The 18,633-nt window shown below is 70.6% G+C and carries 12 protein-coding genes; 3 read left to right on the top strand and 9 right to left on the bottom strand.

What is annotated here, in order from left to right; genetic code table 11:
* The first annotated feature begins 133 nt into the window (after positions 1 to 133).
* A complete protein-coding gene (locus tag D4740_RS13435) occupies positions 134 to 1,492 on the top strand; it encodes an NAD(P)H-dependent oxidoreductase (protein WP_310732070.1) in 1,359 nt (452 codons plus the stop codon).
* Positions 1,493 to 1,700: 208 nt separating this feature from the next.
* Positions 1,701 to 2,657, top strand: a complete 957-nt coding sequence (locus D4740_RS05385; protein ID WP_119835894.1) for a hypothetical protein — start codon at positions 1,701 to 1,703, stop codon at positions 2,655 to 2,657.
* A gap of 107 nt (positions 2,658 to 2,764) precedes the next feature.
* Here D4740_RS05385 and D4740_RS05380 read toward each other — a convergent pair whose 3' ends face one another.
* The 9 genes from D4740_RS05380 to D4740_RS05340 form a co-directional block, all read right to left on the bottom strand.
* Positions 2,765 to 3,787 (bottom strand): zinc-dependent alcohol dehydrogenase family protein, encoded by a 1,023-nt coding sequence (locus tag D4740_RS05380; protein WP_119835953.1) that lies wholly within the window; start codon positions 3,785 to 3,787, stop codon positions 2,765 to 2,767.
* A gap of 315 nt (positions 3,788 to 4,102) precedes the next feature.
* Positions 4,103 to 5,470 carry a molybdopterin-synthase adenylyltransferase MoeB gene (gene moeB, locus D4740_RS05375; protein ID WP_119835893.1) on the bottom strand — a complete coding sequence of 456 codons (1,368 nt, stop codon included), beginning with the start codon at positions 5,468 to 5,470 and terminating at the stop codon, positions 4,103 to 4,105.
* Between the two features lie 13 nt (positions 5,471 to 5,483).
* Positions 5,484 to 7,883, bottom strand: coding sequence for an ABC transporter permease (locus D4740_RS05370; protein ID WP_119835892.1), 2,400 nt, complete (start codon positions 7,881 to 7,883; stop codon positions 5,484 to 5,486).
* Positions 7,883 to 8,929, bottom strand: coding sequence for a molybdate ABC transporter substrate-binding protein (gene modA / locus D4740_RS05365; RefSeq protein WP_119835952.1), 1,047 nt, complete (start codon positions 8,927 to 8,929; stop codon positions 7,883 to 7,885). The genes D4740_RS05370 and modA overlap by 1 nt, the downstream gene beginning before the upstream one ends.
* Before the next feature lie 7 nt (positions 8,930 to 8,936).
* Positions 8,937 to 9,722 (bottom strand): respiratory nitrate reductase subunit gamma, encoded by a 786-nt coding sequence (gene narI / locus D4740_RS05360; protein WP_119835891.1) that lies wholly within the window; start codon positions 9,720 to 9,722, stop codon positions 8,937 to 8,939.
* Positions 9,719 to 10,516 (bottom strand): nitrate reductase molybdenum cofactor assembly chaperone, encoded by a 798-nt coding sequence (narJ, locus tag D4740_RS05355; protein WP_119835890.1) that lies wholly within the window; start codon positions 10,514 to 10,516, stop codon positions 9,719 to 9,721. Before narJ ends, narI begins: the two co-directional genes overlap by 4 nt.
* A 1-nt stretch (position 10,517) precedes the next feature.
* Positions 10,518 to 12,227: a nitrate reductase subunit beta gene (gene narH / locus D4740_RS05350; RefSeq protein WP_119835889.1), complete on the bottom strand. Its 1,710-nt coding sequence runs from the start codon at positions 12,225 to 12,227 to the stop codon at positions 10,518 to 10,520.
* On the bottom strand, positions 12,227 to 16,075 hold the full coding sequence (locus tag D4740_RS05345; RefSeq protein ID WP_119835888.1) for a nitrate reductase subunit alpha: 3,849 nt from the start codon (positions 16,073 to 16,075) through the stop codon (positions 12,227 to 12,229). The genes narH and D4740_RS05345 overlap by 1 nt, the downstream gene beginning before the upstream one ends.
* Positions 16,076 to 16,186: 111 nt before the next feature.
* Entirely contained in the window at positions 16,187 to 17,524 is a 1,338-nt protein-coding gene (locus D4740_RS05340) for an MFS transporter (protein ID WP_119835887.1), read from the bottom strand.
* A 499-nt stretch (positions 17,525 to 18,023) separates the two neighbouring features.
* On the opposite strand from D4740_RS05340, the gene D4740_RS05335 reads away from it, so the two are divergent.
* Entirely contained in the window at positions 18,024 to 18,527 is a 504-nt protein-coding gene (locus D4740_RS05335; RefSeq protein WP_396027230.1) for a molybdenum cofactor biosynthesis protein B, read from the top strand.
* Positions 18,528 to 18,633: the final 106 nt, after the last annotated feature.

Below are 18,633 nucleotides of genomic sequence, written 5' to 3'. Positions count from 1 at the left end.
GGCGGTAGAAGAAGAGGGTGCGAGATCGGGTCTGCTGCTGGTGCCTGGTCGGGCGTGGCTGGACGCGTAGGAGATAGGCGGAGCCCGGGGATTCGATTTGGCATTCGTGTTACGCCATCGTTACTGTATGCGTATGACACACCATGCGGGGAACAGCGAGCCCGTAGGCGGGTTCACGCGGGACGATGTCGTCGCTGCCGCGCTGGACATAGGGATCGACACCTTCACCCTAGGAAAGGTGGCCAGGCGTCTCGGGGTGCGTCCAAGTGACCTCAGGCGCGCGGTCAGCTCGCGGGAGGACCTGGTGAGCGCCTGCCTGGAGCGGGTCACCTCGGATCTGCGCCTGCCCCGGGCCGGCCTGGCCTGGCCTGACTACCTCCGCCACCTGGCGGACGCGCTGTGGGCGGTCTTGGAGCGGCACCCGGGCCTGGACCACACGCTTGTCGACCTGCCCTGGGCCTACCTTCCGTTTGTCCCGGTGGCAAAGAAGTCCCACGCGGCGCTGGTGGCCGGGGGGCTGGGTCCTCACGAGGCCTACCTTGGCCTGGACTACCTAGTCGCCACCGTGCTGACGGCGCACCGGCGCGCCTCGGCGATGCGTGCCCCGGTGGAGGACGTCGCCGGAGCCCAGGAGGGGCTGCGCGGGGTCGACGTCGCCACCAGGATGTGGGACGAGCGCTTCGGCCAGCCTGGCGCCTCCTTCGGCACGGAGGTGCGCGACTCCTCCTCGCCGGGCGGCGGGGGCGACACGGACGTCCCTCTGCGTCCGGAGGACTCCTGGCTGGAGGGCGGCGCTCTCCAGGACCAGGTGGAGGTCCTCATCGAGGGGTTGCGCGCGCTCGGGCAGGTGACGGCGGGCGCGTCCGCCGCGACCACCCACTCGGGGGCGTCCTCCCACGGCTACTCCACCCAGCAGACCCAGCAGACCCGAGGAACGGAGAACCCTGTGAAAACCCTAGTTCTTGTCTTCCACCCCCACATGGAGAGCTCGCGGGTCAACAAGGCCCTGGCCGACAGGGCGGAGTCCGCCGGGGAGAACGTGACGGTGCGCTACGTCTACGACCTCTACCCGGACTTCAAGATCGACGTCGCCGCTGAGCAGGCTGCGCTGCAGGACGCCGACCGCATTGTCCTGCAGTTTCCCATGTACTGGTTCTCCAGCCCCGCGCTGCTCAAGCAGTGGGAGGACGACGTCCTCACCTACGGCTGGGCCTACGGGGAGGAGGGGACGGCTCTGCACGGAAAGGAGCTCCTGCTTGCCGTCAGCCCCGGTGGCAGCGCCTACGGGCGCGAGGCGGCCCACTCCTACACGCTTCACGAGCTTCTGCGCCCCTTCCAGGGCTCGGCGCGGGTCATCGGCACCAGGTACGCGGTTCCGTTCCTGACGGTGGGGGCGCTGGAGATCAGCGACGCAGCCCTGGCTCAGCGGGCCGAGGAGTACGCCGCCACACTCGTGGCGGACCGGCTCCCGACGCTGGACACCTTCGGCTGAGGGTCGTCGTGGCAGTGGTGCCCAGCGCCCTGACGAGACGGGTTCCCTGCCTTGTCAGGGCGCTCCTGTGTCCGCGCCTGCCCGGCTGTGCGACAGGTCGTGGGAAGTGCGGTGTCTCAGTAGGAGGAATTCGGCGGGACGCACTATATTACGGCACAGTAACGTCATGGTGAGGTGGCCGGACCGGTCCACCGGAACAGGAGCAGCAATGTGCAGCACACCGCGTTCGGAGACGCTTGGTGACCGCGTCGCAGGTGTTGTGGATCCGGGGGTCGAGGGCGTCTACGCCCGCCACCTTGACCACGTGGTCGACGCGGCAGACACTTTTCTCGGACCGTGGCACGGCTACGACGCGCTCAGCGTTGTCACGGAGGTGGACGGCGACGGCTCGGCGCGTACTACGGTGGCCTTCCGCGGCGGGGAGGGCTGGCAGGACCCGGAGGAGGTCCGGGCCTGCCGGGGCCGGGGCAGGGAGGACATCACGCGCTTCCTGCAGGAGGTCAACGGGACTACCAGCCTTCTCCTGGCCTCCAGGCTCAGGTCGGCGGGAATGCTGCCCAACCGGGTGAGCAGCCTGGTCCTCTTCCGGCTGGGGTACCGTGAGTCGCAGTGGGACTATGGGCCCCTTCTGGATCCCGCGGACAGCGAGTACCAGAAGCGCAACTGGAGTCTGGAGGACAGGTGCCGTGTGGCTGACACCCTCTGGTCGGACTACCTGGAGGCGTGGTCCGGCTGGTGGCGGAGATTCCTGGACGGGGCCACCTGCTGCGAGGCCGTCACCTACGTGCATATGGGACGCGGCACCCACAATGCTACGACGCGCTTTATCTGTGATGACTACTGGGTCATGAACCACAGCGAGGCCTACGCTCACCGCAGCAGTGGGGTGGAGGGCTCCGGAGAGATGGCTGGCTTCCAGGACCTCATGGAAGCCTCCTGGGACGTGGCCGACCAGCACGACCTGGGGGTGGTGCGCCGGGCGTTGGAGAACGTGGGGCGCGTGCCCTGCGACGTCGTCGTGCGCTACGACCCCGCGACCGGCAGCCTCAGCGAGGAGTGGCTGGCGCCGGACGGGGGCCTCAGCGGTGCCAGGATTGTCGGCTCGCGCTTTGAGCGGTGGCTGTCCGACCACGGCTACGTCCGGTATCAGGAGGGGTTGGCCTGAGTGCCCCACGAGCGGTCTGCGTGCAGGGCAGAGGCGTGCCCCCGGCGTGCGTCCTCAGACGCCGCCGGGGGCACGGTCGCGGTTGTGGCTGTTGCCGACGCCCAGGCTCAGGGCCGCAGGAGTACCTTGATAGCGCGGCGCTCGTCCATGGCCCGGTACCCCTCGGCGGCCTCCTCCAGGGGGATGCGCATGGTGAAGACCTTGCCCGGGTTGATCTCGCCAGACAGGATGCGGTCGATGAGGTCGGGCAGGAAGCGGCGTACCGGGGCTGGCCCGCCTAGCAGGCTGACCTCGGCGAAGAACAGCTGCTCGCCGGGCAGTGCCACGCCGTGGGCCACGCCCACGTAGCCGACGTGCCCGCCGGGACGCGTGGAGGCGATCGCCTGCATCATGGACTCCTGGGTCCCCACAGCCTCGACCACGCCGTGGGCACCGTAGCCGCCGGTGAGCTCCTTGACCTTGGTGGCCCCTTCCTCGCCGCGCTCGGCGATGACGACGTCGGCGCCGAACTCACGAGCCAGCTCGGCGCGGTCCTCGTGGCGGGAGAAAGCGATGATCTTCTCCGCGCCCAGGGCCTTGGCGGCCAGGACCGCGCTCAGGCCCACGGCACCGTCGCCGACCACGGCGATGGTGCGGCCCGGCCCAGCGTTGGCGGCCACGGCTCCGAACCACCCGGTTCCCAGGACGTCGGAGGCGGCTAGAAGGGAGGCGATGACGTCCTCGTCCTGGGGCCTGCCCCCGGGCACGGTCACCAGCGTCCCGTCGGCCAGGGGCACACGGGTGTACTGGGCCTGGGTGTCGCCCATGAAGCCACCGTTGGCGCAACGAGACTGGAAGCCGTCGGCACAGATCTCGCAGGTGTTGTCGCTCAGGCAGAAGGAGCCCACGACGAAGTCGCCGACCTTGACGCTGCTGACGGCTGAGCCGGTCTCGACGACGGTGCCCACGTACTCGTGCCCCATGGGCCGGGGCTCGGTGACCTCGTCCACGCCGCGGTAGGGCCACAGGTCGGAGCCGCAGATGCAGGCTGCCTCCAGCCTGATGACGGCATCGGTGGGTTCCACGACGCGGGGGACCTCACGGTCCTCCACCCGCACGTCGCGGGTGCCGTGCATGACCACACCACGCATGGTGGTGGGAAGAGGCTGCTGTGTGGTGGTCACAAGGACTCCTTTCTTGACGGCTGGTCCCTGCTGCTCCTCCACCATAGACCCGCGCGGATGCCGGAGAAAGGCTCTGACAGGGCCTCCCGGCCCCGCGTGTCCGGGCCCCACCCTGGGTGCACTAGTACCGCCGCCCGTACTGGGCACCTAGCACGCTACCTCCTACACGGCTTCCTTCTCATGGACTCAGGCACCGGAAACGTCATAGGACAACACGGCACCGTGTTGTCCTATGACGTTTCCGGTGCCTGAGGCGGGTTTACGCGATCCTTATCCCTATCCCTAGTGCCTCCTACGCTCCCTCCAGGCGCGCGCACCGCCTTCCAGGCTGGCCAGCCTGCCCGTGAAGCCAGCGGCCCGCAGCATCTCGACCGCCCTGGCAGAGCGGGTTCCGGCAGCGCACACCACCACCGTAAGCCGTTCGATGTCAAGCTCGTCCATGTGCTCAACCACCTCATTCAGGGGGATGTGCCGGGCGCCCGGCAGGGGAGCGCCCGGAAGGGGCTCCATGACCGTCTCCACCTCCTCACGCACGTCCAGGACGGTCACGGTCTCTCCCTGGCCACGGTGCTCCTCCAGCCACTCGGGCGTCACCGTGGGCACAGGCCGGGGTGCAGGCCCGGCAGAGGGCGTGGGCGGCCTCCTACCTATGGCTGCGTGGGCTGCCGTGGACGGCGCGGCGGGCGGGGTACCAGGTGCGGGGCAGGCTGGCTCGGGCTGGCCACCCGCCGGGCTAGCTAGCCTGGGCTGTGCAGAGCAGGCGGTAGGCGCGGACGTGGGGGAGGTAGCGGCCGGTGCCGAGGAGCTGTCCCCGCAGGTGGGGCACTGCGGGTTCCGCGACACCGGCACCTCCCGGATCTGCCCGCCCCAGGTGTCCACCACCAGGAGCCGCCCGATCAGCGGCCGGGCCCCGCCGACGACGAGCTTGAGGGCCTCGGCGGCCTGCATAGCCCCGATGATCCCCGGCAGCACGCCCAGGACGCCGGCCTCGGCGCAGGAGGGTACCGAGCCCGGTAGCGGGGGAGCCGGGTGCAGGCAGCGGTAGCAGGGGCCGTGGCGGGAGTCAAAGACCCCGACCTGCCCGTGGGAGCGCAGCACCGCCCCGTGCACCAGAGGCAGCCCGAGCATGGCGGCGGCGTCGTTGAGCACGTAGCGGGCGGCAAAGCTGTCCGTGCCGTCGATGACCACGTCCCACCCGCGCAGCACCTCCACGGCGTTGGAGGCGGTGACCCGCTCCCGGTAGGTGCGGACCTCCACATCAGGGTTGAGCGCGCAGAGAGCCTCGGCTGCCGAGTCCACCTTGAGACGGCCCACACCGGCGGTGGTGTGGATGACCTGGCGCTGGAGGTTGCTCACGTCGACCTTGTCGTCGTCCACCACCCCCAGGTGCCCGGTCCCAGCCGCAGCCAGGTAGAGGGCCGCGGGCGAGCCCAGGCCCCCGGCTCCTACCAGGAGGATCCTCGCGGCCCGGATGCGCTGCTGGCCTGCCACCCCGACCTCGGGGACCAGGGCGTTGCGGTGGTAACGGACCAGCTCGTCGCGGCTCAGCGGTGCCAGCCGGTCGTCGCCGACCACCGGGGGCCGCAGCGGTGGGGTGGTGGAGTCAGGCGGGCGAGCCGGTACGGACAGCCGGTCGGGACTAGGGGTCATGGTTGTCTGCTCCTCATGTCTGCTCTCGGTCCGAGGAGGGCGAAGGTCGTGAGGGCCTTGAGGGCTGTGTCCCGACAGTGCGCGGGACCTGCGGAAGCTCGGCGGCGGGAGCCCGGCGGGGCACGATACGCACCTCGACCGCCTTGACCACCGCCCACAGCTCCTGGTCGGCCTCGATTCCTAGGTCGGTCACGGCCCCTGCTGTCACGGTGGCTCTCAGCCGCTGGCCCGCAGCGACCTCGACCTGCACCTCCACCAGGGCGCCGACACGCTCCAGGCTCCTCACCGTCCCGGCCAGCACGTTACGAGGGCTGCCCTGGGGGGCGTTGCGGTAGAGGGCGACCGCGTCGGGCGGTACGAGGGCCGTACCCGGTAGGCCCGGCTGGAAGCCCTCGATCGCCTCCTCGGGTCGTCCGTGGACGATGGTGCGAGGGCCGTGTCCGGGCCACTGTCCAGACCCCTGCTCGGACCTCTGCTCAGCGGTCCACTCTGCTGTGGCAGCAGCATGGACGGCACCTGTACGAGAAGTCGGCTCGCTGTCCGGTACCGTGGCTGGATGTGTGGCTGGACCAGCACTCAGCTCCACCGCCGGGGCCTGCGGCGACCCCGCCAGGGTCCCGGTCAGCACTGCCGTGCCGGTCAGGCGCGCGGTGAAGTCGGAACCAGGACACGACAGCACATGGTCCGTCTCACCTGTCTCAACCACCCGCCCCTGCTCCAGGACGACGACAGTGTCGGCCAGCGCTGCGACGTCCACGACGTCGTGGGTCACCAGGAGCACAGTCAGGCCCTCCTCCCGCGCGCGTCGGGACACCAGGTGGCGCAGCTCCTGGCGGGCGGATACGTCCAGGGAGGCTGTCGGCTCGTCCAGGATGAGGACCCGCGGCCGGATGGCCAGTGCACGGGCCAGGGCCACCCGGGCCGCCTGCCCGCCGGAGAGAGTCCCGCACGGGCGGTCGGCCAGGTGGGCCGCACCGACGGCGGCGAGCTCGGAGCGGGCTAGGCTGCGAGCCTCGCCGCGCGGCAGCCCCCGGCAGCGGGGGCCGAAGGCCACGTTGTCCAGCACGCACATGTGGGGGAACAGCGTCGGCGCCTGGCCGAGCAGCGCTACCTCCCGGCGCCCCGCAGCCACGAAGTCCTCGGGCCCGTCCAGGATCCTGCCGCCCAGGGACACTCTTCCGGCCGTGGCGTCCAGCAGCCCGGCGGCCACGGCGCACACCGTGGACTTACCTGAGCCGTTGGGACCCAGGAGTGCCGTGACTCTCCCGGCGGGCGCGAGCAGGTTGACGACGACGTCGCGCTCAGGGGAGGAGAAGACCACCTCCAGGTCCTCCCCGCGGCTGGTTGAGACGCCGGAGCCGGGACCGGGGCCGACGGTGGTGCTGCGGGTGGCGGCGGGACAGGTGCCGTTGCTGTCAGGGGTGCTGCGGGTGGCGTCAGAGGTGGCGGTGCTGGTACTGATGGGGGCGTCGCACGGGTCAGGCCTCTCAGCGCCTGGGGGTGGCCAGGTGCGGGTTGCCCGGGCTCCTGCGCCTGGGCAGGCGGCTGCGAGCAGGCGGTCCCAGCGCAGGGTGGTCGCGCCCACCACCGCGAAGGACACGGCGATGAGGAGCACCGCCAGGGCCAGGGCCGTGGGGGTGTCGCTCTCCCGGGCCAGGTAGATGGCCAGGGGCATGGTGCGTGTGACCCCCTCCCGGGACCCGGCGAAGGCGAGGGTTGCCCCGAACTCGCCCAGGCTGCGCCCCAGGGCCAGCGCGGTGCCCCGGGCCAGCGCCGGTGCCACCAGGGGCAGGGTGATGCTCAGCAGGACCTGCCAGGGCCCGGCCCCCAGGGTGCGTGCCACCGTCTCCGGCCGGGTGTCGCGGGTGCGCAGCGCCGCCTCCAGGGTTACCACCAGGTAGGGCAGGGAGACGAACACCTGGGCGATGACCACCGCCGTCGTGGAGAAGGCGACACCCACCCCCCAGGCCTCCAGCCGCGCGCCCAGCAGGCCACGCCGTCCCAGGGTAGACAGCAGGGCGATCCCGGCTACCACCGGCGGCATGGTCATGGGTAGGACCGCCAGCACCCGGGCCAGGCGCACCCCCGGCCACTGCCGGGCCAGCACCAGGGCCAGAGGCACTCCCAGCACCACGCAGGCCGCGGTGGAGGCCAGGCAGGTGCGCAGGGACAGCAGCAGGGCGCTACGGGCGCTGTCGGAGGCGAGCAGGTGCGGCAGCTGGCCCCAGCTGACCCGGCTGCCTAGGCCCAGCAGGGGCAGGGTGAGGGCGCAGGCGCCTGCCAGCGCCAGGAGCACGACGATGGTAGGCAGGGGGGTGCGACCCGTGCGGGGGCGCCGGGGGAGGAGGCGACGGGGGCCGGTGCCTGGTCGGTGGTCGGGAGCCGCTTGTGCCCGCTGGAGGAGAGGGCTCACTACTGCCCGGCTGGTGAGGACTCGGAGGAAGCGGGTGGGGCTGTCCCCGGGGCGGCCTGGGAGGTGCCAGCGGGCGGGGAGGCCTCGGTGCTGGCAGTGGTGCTGGAAGTGTCCCCGGGGCTGGCGGAGGCTCCGGGGGCGTCGGACTCCCCGGACCCGGCTGGCTCCTCAGGGCTGCTGTTCCCGGGTGCCCCGAACCCGTAGTCAGCCAGGACGGCTTGTCCCTCCTCTCCCGTGACGGCGTCGATGAAGACCTGGGCGGCCTGCGGGTTGGAGGTCTGTGAGGTGGTGGCGACGGGGTAGTGGTTGACGACCCCGTTGTCGGGGACGTCGAGGCGCTCCACGCCGACGGCCGCGGCGGCGTCGGTGGCGTAGACGATGCCCGCCTCGGCCTCACCGCTCTCCACCTTGCCGCGCACGTCGGTGACCTTCTGCTCCTGCGAGACCGGGTCCAGGGTCACGCCCAGGGCCTCGGCCAGCCTGACGGTGGCCTCCCCGCAGGGGACCTCGGGGGCGCAGACCACCAGGTCAGCCCCATCCAGGGAGGAGTCCAGGCCGGTGACGTCCGCCGGGTTGCCCTCCGGGACGATGAGGGCAAGCACATTGGTGGCGAACTCGGTGGGCTCACCCACCAGGGACTGGGAGACGGCGTCCTCCATGGTGGTGGTGCTGGCGGTGGCCAGGACGTCGGCGGGAGCGCCTTGGGCCAGGGAGGCTACCAGGTCCTGGGAGCCCTGGAAGTCGAAGGTGAGAGTCAGGCCCGGGTTGTCCTCCTCCACCGCGGCTCCGATCTCCTCGAAGGCCTCCTGGAGGGAGGCGGCAGCCAGGACGGTCAGCTCTGCGGAGGCGGCGGTCGCGGAGGATCCTGTCTGGGTAGCCGTGTCCGTGGCTGCCTGGGGTCCCTCGGCGGGTCCTGCACAGGCGGCCAGCAAGACAGTGGCGAGGTAGGCGGCGGCCAGCCGGATCGTGGCTGCCACAGCCGCTGGGCGGGCGGTGCGGGCCGTGGCGCGCACGGTAGCGTGGACGGGTTGGGAGGCTGGGCTCATGGAGACCTCAGGCACCCTGGGAGGGGGCGATGTCGTTGGCCCCCTGGTTGCCCGTGCCCTGAGTGCGCACCAGTGCCCAGCCCCGGCGCTGGGAGGGCGTGGCGGTAGCCTCACGGGAGCGGTAGACCACGTAGGGGCGGGTCGTGTAGCCCACGGGTGCTGACACCGCGTGGACCAGGCGGGTGAAGGGCCAGATTGCCAGCAGCAGGAGGCCAGCCACCACGTGGAGCTTGAAGGACAGGGGGACCTCTGCCATGAGAGCCGGCTGGGGCTGGAAGACCAGCACCGAGCGCAGCCAGGGGCTGATTGTCTCCCGGTAGTTGTAGCCGTGGGCGTCCAGGAGCTGGTTGGTTACTGTGGCGAAGGTGCCCAGGAGCACCGGGACGGTGAGGAAGCAGTACATGACGACGTCGTTGCGGGTGGTGGCCAGACGTACGGACCTGACCACTACCCGGCGGTAGATGAGGCCCACGAGCCCCAGGATCGTCAGTACCGCCGCTAAGGTGCCCAGGTAGGTGGCGCCCAGGTGGTAGACGTGCTGGCTCACCCCCACCGCCTCGGTCCAGGAGCTGGGCACCATGAGGCCCACCAGGTGGCCGCCGATGATCATGAGGAAGCCCAGGTGGAAGACGGGGGAGGCTAGGCGCAGTATCCGCGACTCGTTCCACTGGGAGGACCGTGAGGTCCACCCGAACTGGTCGGTCCGCCAGCGCCAGACCATGCCCGCCACCAGGAGGACCAGGCAGGCGTAGGGCAGCGCCACCCACACGAGGTTCTGCTCGACCGGGCTCATGTCAGGACCTCCTGGCGGGGTGATCGTGTACGCGGGGAGTGGGGTCCGGTGTCGGCCTCGGCGGCGGGGTAGGACACCGGCAGGGTGGGGAAGGGGAGCATATCCGTGACACCGACGGTCTCCGTGGGCGGCCCGGCCGCGACCAGGGCCTGCACCCGGGCGGCGGTGGCCTCGTCAACGGGAGGCAGCGTCATGGACACCGCCTCCACCAGGTCGGCGTAGGGGGAGCCGATGTCCGTCAGGGCCGAGCGCAGCACCTCAATGCCCTCGCGGTGGGCGGACAGGAGGACCTGGGCCACCTCGTCGTTGCTGCGGGCGCTGAGCTCCAGGACCACGGGCAGGTAGTCGGGCAGCTCCTCACCCGACGTACCGGCCATCTCGTAGCCCGTGGCTGCCAGCGCCTGCTTGAAGGCCAGGATGGCCGCGCCCCGGTGACGGGTGTCGCCCACCGCGTAGTAGGTCAGGTACAGGCAGCAGCGGCGACGGCGGTCAAAGGTCTCTACGTAGTGCTCTGCCATGGTGCGCTCGCCGTGGCGGCGGGCAGTGTCCACGAAGCGCCTCAGGGGGGCGGCCACGGCCTGGGGCACCGCCTCCGGGCTGCTCGCCAGGGCAGCCTCCACGGCGTCCAGGCGCTGGCTGAGCGCCCCCTCCTGCGGGTAGTCCAGGAGGAGGGAGGCGGCCATGTGGACGATGGAACGCCCGGTGGCGTCCAGCGCGACCACCGGCGGGGGCTGGAGCACCCGGGGGGCACGGACGAAGGGGGCCGCACCTGCTGTGCCACCTCTGCCCGCCATGTCAGGACTCCCCGCCCGGCGTCGTCGGCGCTGCTGCGCTTGCGCCCGGCGCCGCAGACACACCTGCGGCGGTGCCCGTGGCGGGGACGTCGGTGCCGATTGGCCGGGGCACGCCCACCGGGGAGGTGCCCGGGCCTGCGGCGGGGACCGGCTCCCTCCTGATGGTGGGCACAGGTAGAGTCACCCTGGTAGCCCCGGACGCGCCGTGGAAGGAGGCGACGTCGGAGCCGCAGCCTGCGGGAGCACCCTCGCCCAGCAGCAGGCGCACGTCGTGGTCCGCGCCCTCCACCCCGGCCATGCCCCGGGGCACCTCCGGCTTGGCAGTAGGGATGACGTAGCGGTCGTCGTACTTGGCGATGGCCAGCAGCCGGTACATGGACTCCAGGCGCTGGGCATCCAGGCCCACGCTGGTGGCGATGGCCGGGTCCGGCTCGCGGCCTAGGCGGACCTCGCGCATGTGGGAGCGCATGGCGGCCAGGCGCCGTAGCACCAGCTCCACCGTGTTGGTCTCACCCGCCGTGAACAGACCTGCCAGGTACTCCAGAGGGATACGCATCTCGGAGACGGCGGTCAGCAGGACCTTGTGGTCCTCCCCGTCCAGGCCTGCCGCTGCTACCTCGTCCACAATGGGGGACAGGGGCGGGATGTACCAGACCATAGGCATGGTCCGGTACTCCGGATGCAGGGGCAGGGCTACCTCGTAGGTGTCGATAAGGTCCCACACGGGGGAGGCCTGGGCGGCCTCGATCCAGCTGTCGGGAACACCCTGTGCCCGGGCCCCGGCCACGACCTGCGGGTCGTGGGGGTCCAGCAGGATCTCCCGCTGGGCGGCGTAGAGGTCCTGGGGGTCCTTGACGGCGGCCGCCTGGGAGACCCGGTCGGCGTCGTAGAGGAGGACGCCCAGGTAGCGCAGGCGCCCCACGCAGGTCTCGGAGCACACCGTGGGCTCGCCTATCTCCAGGCGCGGGTAGCACAGGGTGCACTTCTCCGCCTTGCCGGTGGCGTGGTTGAAGTAGACCTTCTTGTAGGGGCAGGCTGACACGCACATGCGCCACCCGCGGCAGGCGTCCTGGTCTACCAGGACGATGCCGTCCTCGGTGCGCTTGTACATGGCGCCGGAGGGGCAGGCCGCCACGCAGGTGGGGTTGAGGCAGTGCTCGCAGATGCGCGGCAGGTAGAACATGAAGGCGGACTCGATGTCCGTGCGCACCTTGGTGCTCATGCCGACCAGGACCGGGTCCTCCGACAGCGTCTCGGTGGAGCCGCCCAGGTCGTCGTCCCAGTTGGGTCCCCACTCGATGGTGGGGATGTACTCGCCCGTCAGCTGGGAGCGGGCCCGGGCCACCGGGACGGTGGGGGAGTCCTTGGGGGCCGACAGCAGGCGGTCGTACTCGTAGGTCCAGGGCTCGTAGTAGTCCTCGACCGTGGGCATGTCCGGGTTGGCGAAGATCTGGGCCAGCCGACGCAGACGACCCCCGGAGCGCGGCCGCAGGCGCCCGCTGGCGGTGCGCTCCCAGCCGCCGCGCCACCGGTCCTGGTCCTCCCAGCCGCGGGGGTAGCCCACGCCCGGCCGGGTCTCCACGTTGTTGAACCACATGTACTCAGTGCCCTCGCGGTTGGTCCAGGCCTGCTTGCAGGTTACCGAGCAGGTGTGGCAGCCGATGCACTTGTCAAGGTTCATCACCATCGCGATCTGGGCCATGACCTTCATCAGAACGTCACCTCCTGGTTGCTGCGACGACGGATGAGGGTGACCTCATCGCGGTTGTTGCCCGTGGGGCCGATGTAGTTGAAGGCGTAGGCGAGCTGGCCGTAGCCCCCGGCAAAGTGGCTGGGCTTGAGCACGATGCGGGTCAGGGAGTTGTGGGTGCCTCCGCGCCTGCCGCTGCGCTCGGTCAGGGGCGTGTTCATGGTGCGTTCCTGGGCGTGGTGCATGAACACCATGCCCTCGGGGATGCGGTGGGACACGACGGCGCGCGCGGCCACGATGCCGTTGCGGTTGTAGGCCTCGACCCACTCGTTGTCCCGCACCCCGATCTTGTCCGCGTCCTGAGGACTCATCCAGATGGTCTGGCCGCCGCGTCCCAGGGTGAGCATGTGGAGGTTGTCGAAGTACTGGGAGTGGATCGCCCACTTGTTGTGGGCGGTGATGTAGCGCACCGCCACCTGGGCGGTGCCCTCCTGGCTGGTGCCCACTGTGCCGGGAGGGGTCTCTCCGTAGAGGGCGTGGAAGTCCAGGGGCGGGCGGAAGACGGGCAGGGACTCGCCCATGTCGCGCATCCAGTCGTGATCCAGGTAGTAGTGCATGCGCCCAGTCAGGGTGTGCCAGGGCTTGGCGTGCTCCACGTTGACCACGAATGCCGAGTAGCGCCTACCCCCGTGCTCAGAGCCGGACCACTCCGGGGAGGTGATGACTCCCTGCGGCTTGGTGCGGGTGTCCTCAAAGGAGATGATCTTGGCGGCCTCCTCCGCGCTGAGCCCGACCATCTCGGTGCCGGTGCGGGTGGACAGGTCCTGCCACCCCTGGGTGGCGATGCGCCCGTTGGCCGTGCCCGACAGGGTCAGGATGGCGTCGGCCGCCCGGATGTCGGTGTCGAGGAGGGGGCGGCCTGCTGCCTGGCCCGAGGAGGAGGTCCCGTGGTTGCGGGCTAGGCGCTCCACCTCGGGGCCGGGCTTGAGCATGATGCCCTTGCAGGGCAGCCCCAGCCTCTCCGCCAGCGGCCCCAGCGTGTCGAACTTGGCCCGGATCTGGGTGTAGTCGCGCTCGACGGGGACCAGCTTGGGCATGGTCACCCCGGGAACCCATTCGCGGGGCAGGCCGGAGACATCGCCGTGCGCCATGGTCAGGGCGTCGGGGGTGTCGTGGTTGAGCGGGGCGGCCACGACGTCGGTCTGGGTGCCCAGGTAGCGCGGCGCCCAGGCGGAGATGAGCCCGGCCAGGTCCTGGAAGATCTGGAAGTCTGTGCGTGCCTCCCACGGCGGGTCGATGGCGGCGTTGAAGGAGTGCACGAAGGGGTGCATGTCCGTGGAGGAGATGTCGTGCTTCTCGTACCAGGTGGCGGCAGGAAGGACGACGTCGGAGTGCAGCGTGGAGGAGGTGTTGCGGAAGTCTGAGGTCCACAGCAGGTCCAGCTTGCCCGTGGGTGCCTCCTCCCGCCAGGTCACCGAGACAGGGCGGTCCTCGGGGGCGGTCTCGGCGGCGTTCACGTCGTTGTCGGCTCCCAGCATGTGGCGCATGAAGAACTCGGTGCCCTTGGCCGAGCTGCCCAGCAGGTTGGTGCGCCAGTTGCACACGATGCGGGGGAAGTTCTCCGGGGCGTCAGGGTCCTCGCAGGCGAAGCGCAGGGTGCCCGCCTGGAGCTCCTTGACGACGTAGTCGGCGGGGTCCATGCCCTCGGCCGCCGCCTGCTGGCCCAGCAGCAGGGGAGAGCGGCTGAAGGTGGGGTAGGACGGGGTCCAGCCGCGCTTCATGGCCTCCACCATGGTGTCGGTGGTGGTCTTGCCCGCCATGGTGCCCGGCCCCAGGGGGGAGGCCAGTCGCTCGGCGGAGGTGGAGTCGTAGCGCCACTGGTCTGTGGTGAGGTACCAGAATCCCGTGGAGATCATCTGCCGGGCTGGGCGGTGCCAGTCCAGGGCGAAGGCGTACTGCTGGAAGCCGCAGATGGGGCGGACCTTCTCCTGCCCCACGTAGTGGGCCCAGCCGCCGCCGTTGACGCCCTGGGTGGCACACATGGAGGTCAGTGCCAGGATGGTGCGGTAGATCTGGTCGGCGTGGTAGTAGTGGTTGATGCCCGCGCCCATGAGAACCTGAGATCGTCCGCCCGACTCGACGGCGTTGAGGGCGAAGTCCCGGGCCACCCTGATCATGGCTGGTCCGGGCACGCCGGTGACCTCGCTGGCCCACGCCGGGGTGGCCGGGACGGTGGCGTCCTGGTAGCCCTCGGGCCACTGGCCGGGTAGGCCGGGGCGTGCCACCGCGTACTGGGCCAGCAGCAGGTCGTAGACCGTGGTCACCAGCCGGTCGCCCACCCGGGCGACGGGGACGCCACGGCGCACGACCCCTCCGCCCACGCTTCCCTGGGGAGTCTGCGAGCCCGGCAGGTCGAAGCGGGGCAGGAGCACCTCGGCTGCCTGCACCGGGAGGTGCGCGGCAGAGGCCGGGTCAGACCCGTCGGCGGGCGGTGCGGACGTCCCGGTCCCGGTGGCACCGGGCTCGTGGAGGTCCAGGATGCTCATGACCGGGTCCACCCCGTCCATGAGCAGGTTCCACCGGCCCTCGCCCTCGGGGGTGAAGCGGTCCGCCAGGGTCCCGCCTGGGTCGGCCGGGCCGCGCTGACGGTCCCACACCAGGGGGCGGAACTCGTTCTTCGGTGCGCCCTGGGCCACGCCCTCCACGTCTGAGGCGGTGAGGAACCGCCCGGGCACCAGGCCGGTACCGTCAGGTGAGGCCTCCAGGGTGATGAGGAAGGGTGAGTCGGTGTGGCGGCGCATGTAGTCCAGGAAGAAGGGCTCGCGCCTGCCCACGTGGAACTCGGAGAGGATGACGTGTCCCATGGCCTGGGCCAGGGCGCCGTCGGTTCCCGGCGCCACCCGCAGCCACTGGTCGGCGAACTTGGTGTTGTCGGCGTAGTCGGGGGAGACGGCCACGACCTTCTGGCCGTGGTAGCGGGCCTCGGTCATGAAGTGGGCGTCGGGGGTGCGGGTCAGGGGCAGGTTGGAGCCCCACATGATGAGGTACTGGGAGTTGTACCAGTCCCCGGCCTCGGGCACGTCGGTCTGGTCACCGAAGACCTGGGGGGAGGCCGGCGGCAGGTCGGCGTACCAGTCGTAGAAGGAGAGCATGGTGGCGCCGATGAGCTCGTGGAGGCGGGCCCCGGCACCGTAGGACACCTGGGACATCGCGGGGATGACGGAGAACCCGGCGATACGGTCCGGCCCCCAGGTACGGATGGTGTGGACGTAGGCGGCGGCCACGATCTCCATGGCCTCCTCCCAGCTCACCCGCACCATGCCGCCCTTACCGCGGGCTGACTTGTAGGCCCGGGCCGTGTCCTCCTCGCCGGTGACCTGTGCCCAGGCGGCCACGGCGTCGCCGTCATTGGCGGCCTTGGCGGCACGGAAGGAGTCCAGCAGGACGCTGCGCACGTAGGGGTAGCGGATGCGGGTGGGGGAGTAGGTGTACCAGGAGAACGCCGCCCCGCGCGGGCAGCCCCGGGGCTCGTACTCGGGCATGTCCGGGCCGGTGGTGGGGTAGTCGGTGGCCTGCTTCTCCCAGGTGATGACCCCGTCGGAGACATAGACCTCCCAGGCGCACGACCCGGTGCAGTTGACCCCGTGGGTAGAGCGGACCATTCGGTCGTGACTCCACCGGTGCCGGTAGAAGGTGTCGGCGTCGCGCCCGCCCTCTAGGAACAGCCTGCGGGCGTCGGCCGAGGGCTGTCCCCGGCGCAGGTAGGAGCCCAGGGCGAACAGTCCGGGGACGTTCTCGACCTGGGTGCCGGGTCCGGGGACGGTGGGATGGTTGTCCTGGGGGCTGCCTGCGGGGCGGGTGGTGGTCATTGCTGCTCCTGGGTGCGTCTGTCGTGCTCGTGGCTGCTGCGGGCTGACCTGTGCCCGGCTGGTAGCCCCGGCGGCCGCGCCACGAGCCTGGCTGCGGCCGTGGGCGGGTGGTCACCCGGGGCGCTTGGCTCCCGGCCTGGCATAGCGGACCCAGGTGATGACGGCGCACACCACGCAGAAGACGGAGCAGCACCAGAAGAAGGTGGCAGCGGGCAGCACGGACAGCGCCACCCCGACCAGGAAGGGGCCCAGGGCGGCGACCGCTGCCGTGAACCCGATGGCACCACCCGCCTGGCGGCGGGGCATGATCATAGGCATCTGCTTGAAGGTGGAGGCGTTGCCGACCCCGGCGAAGAAGAACATGGCAAGCATCCCCCACAGGAAGGGGGTGAAGTCGCTGGGGTGGTCCGGGCTGGTCAGCTGGACCGCGCAGAAGGCCATGGTGGCGGCCATCCCGACAGCGGAGACCAGGGTCCACACCGCACCGCCGAAGCGATCACACAGCGGTCCCCAGGCAAATCGGAGGAAGGAGCCGATGAGGGTGCCCAGGAACGCGTAGGAGGCGCCCGCCGGCAGCTGCGAGGCGGGGAAGGAGTCGGCCAGCGGGGAGCTGGCGCCGAAGCTGTTGTTGATGATGAGCGCCGTCTGGGCGGCGAACCCGGAGAACAGTCCGAAGGTCATGATGTAGATGACGGTCATGAGCCAGGTGTCGATGTTGCCGAAGACGTCGAGCTGCTGGCGGATGTTGGCCTTGACGGGCACGTCCTTGAGGTAGGTGAAGGCCAGGAAGGCGGCCAGCAGCGACCAGGGCAGGAAGAAGACGGTGGCGTTGACCACCATGGGGGCGTCGTCGTCGAAGGGCTGGACCCAGGTCAGGCCGAAGAGGCTGGCGCTCATGAGGAAGGGAGCGGCCAGCTGGATGACGCTCATGCCCATGTTTCCCAGGCCGCCCTGAAGCCCCAGGGCGGTGCCGGACAGCCTCTTGGGGAAGAAGAATCCGGTGGAGGGCATGTAGCCGGAGAAGGTGGCGGCGCCGATGCCGCAGGTGAAGGCCAGCCCCAGCAGTACCGGGAAGGAGGTGGAAGGGTTCTGGACGGCGAAGAACCAGCCCAGCATGGGCAGGACGTAGAGCAGAGAAGATGCCCCCACCATCATGCGGGTGCCGATGGTGGCCGGCAGGAACATGTAGACCAGGCGCAGGAACCCGCAGGACAGCCCCGGCATGGAGGTCAGCCAGTACAGCTGTTCCCGGGACAGGTCGAAGCCGACCTCGCCCAGCCGTGGAGCGATGGCGCTGGGGAGAAACCAGACCGTGAAGCCCAGCATGAGGGAGAAGGTGGTGATGGCCAGCGTGCGCCAGGCGATGGTGGCCGACCAGCGGCTCGGGTCCTCGGGGTCCCAGTCGGTGAGGACCCGGCCCGGTGTGTCGGCGACGGTGGATGTAGGCATCGTGCTCCTGGGGGTGGTGTCGGGCGGGTGGTCCTGCTGGCCTGCTGCCGGGACGGGTGACCGACGACGTCGACGTGCCACGCAAGTCTGCCCGGATCGGTGCAGGTCGCACCACGAAAGCCACTTTTTCATAGAATAGCAAGGAGAAATGAGGGTTATCCGACGAGGCGCGGCTAGTTATTGCGTCAACGTGATGTCCCGCAAATCGGGGAGCGGGTCAGGCGGGAGGCGCGGTGGGCCGAGGTCGTGGGCCGGGAGTGGTGGTGCCGGGAGGCGGTGGCTACCGTTGGGTGCCATGAGCGACCCCCGTGCCGACTACGTATCTGACCGGGTGCCCGACCAGGTACCCGGTCAGGTTTCCGACCAGGCGTCCCCGGCCTGCGGACGTGCTCCTGCCTCCCCTGCCGTCGCTGCATCGGATGTCGCTGTGTCCGATGTCGCTGCGTCGGGTTCGGTGTCGGCTCCTGCGTCGCCTTCTGGGCCTGCTGGGTCACGCGGGGTGCGCACCCTGTCGGAGCCGGTGAGGGGCGCCGTGGTCACGGTGTCGGACCGCTGCGTGAGCGGGGAGCGCCAGGACGTCTCGGGCCCGCTGGCGGCCGAGCTCCTGGGTCGGCACGGCGTGGTAGTGGACGAGGTCGTCGTGGTGCCCGACGGCGTGGACAGCGTCCGCGAGGCGATCACCGACGCGCTCGCCTCGGGCGCGCGCGTGGTGCTGACCACCGGAGGCACCGGGGTCATGCCGCGCGACCTCACCCCGGAGGCCACCGCGCCGCTGCTGGCCACCCGCCTGGAGGGGGTCGAGGCACAGGTGCGCGCCCACGGGCTGGCCAGCACCCCGCTGGCCGGCCTGTCGCGCGGACTGGTGGGGGTCACCTCCCGTGAGGCCGACGGCGCCCTGGTAGTCAACGCCCCGGGGTCGCGCGGCGGGGTCAGGGACACCGTCGCCGTTATCGGTCCCCTGGTGCCCCACGTCCTGGACCAGCTCGGCGGCGGGGACCACTGAGGGCGTCGGGCGTGCCGGGTGCCCCGGGTCTCCCACAAGGCTCCCCGTCTGCCGTGGTTGTTGTGCCGCAGCAGCACACCGCCGCTGCCTGAGTTCCGGAGCGGTG

It is taken from the genome of Actinomyces sp. 2119, from assembly GCF_003591215.1.
Taxonomy (GTDB): Bacteria; Actinomycetota; Actinomycetes; order Actinomycetales; family Actinomycetaceae; genus Actinomyces; species Actinomyces lilanjuaniae.
Note: the sequence above shows the minus strand (reverse complement) of the source record. Positions and strands in the feature narration are given on the sequence as shown.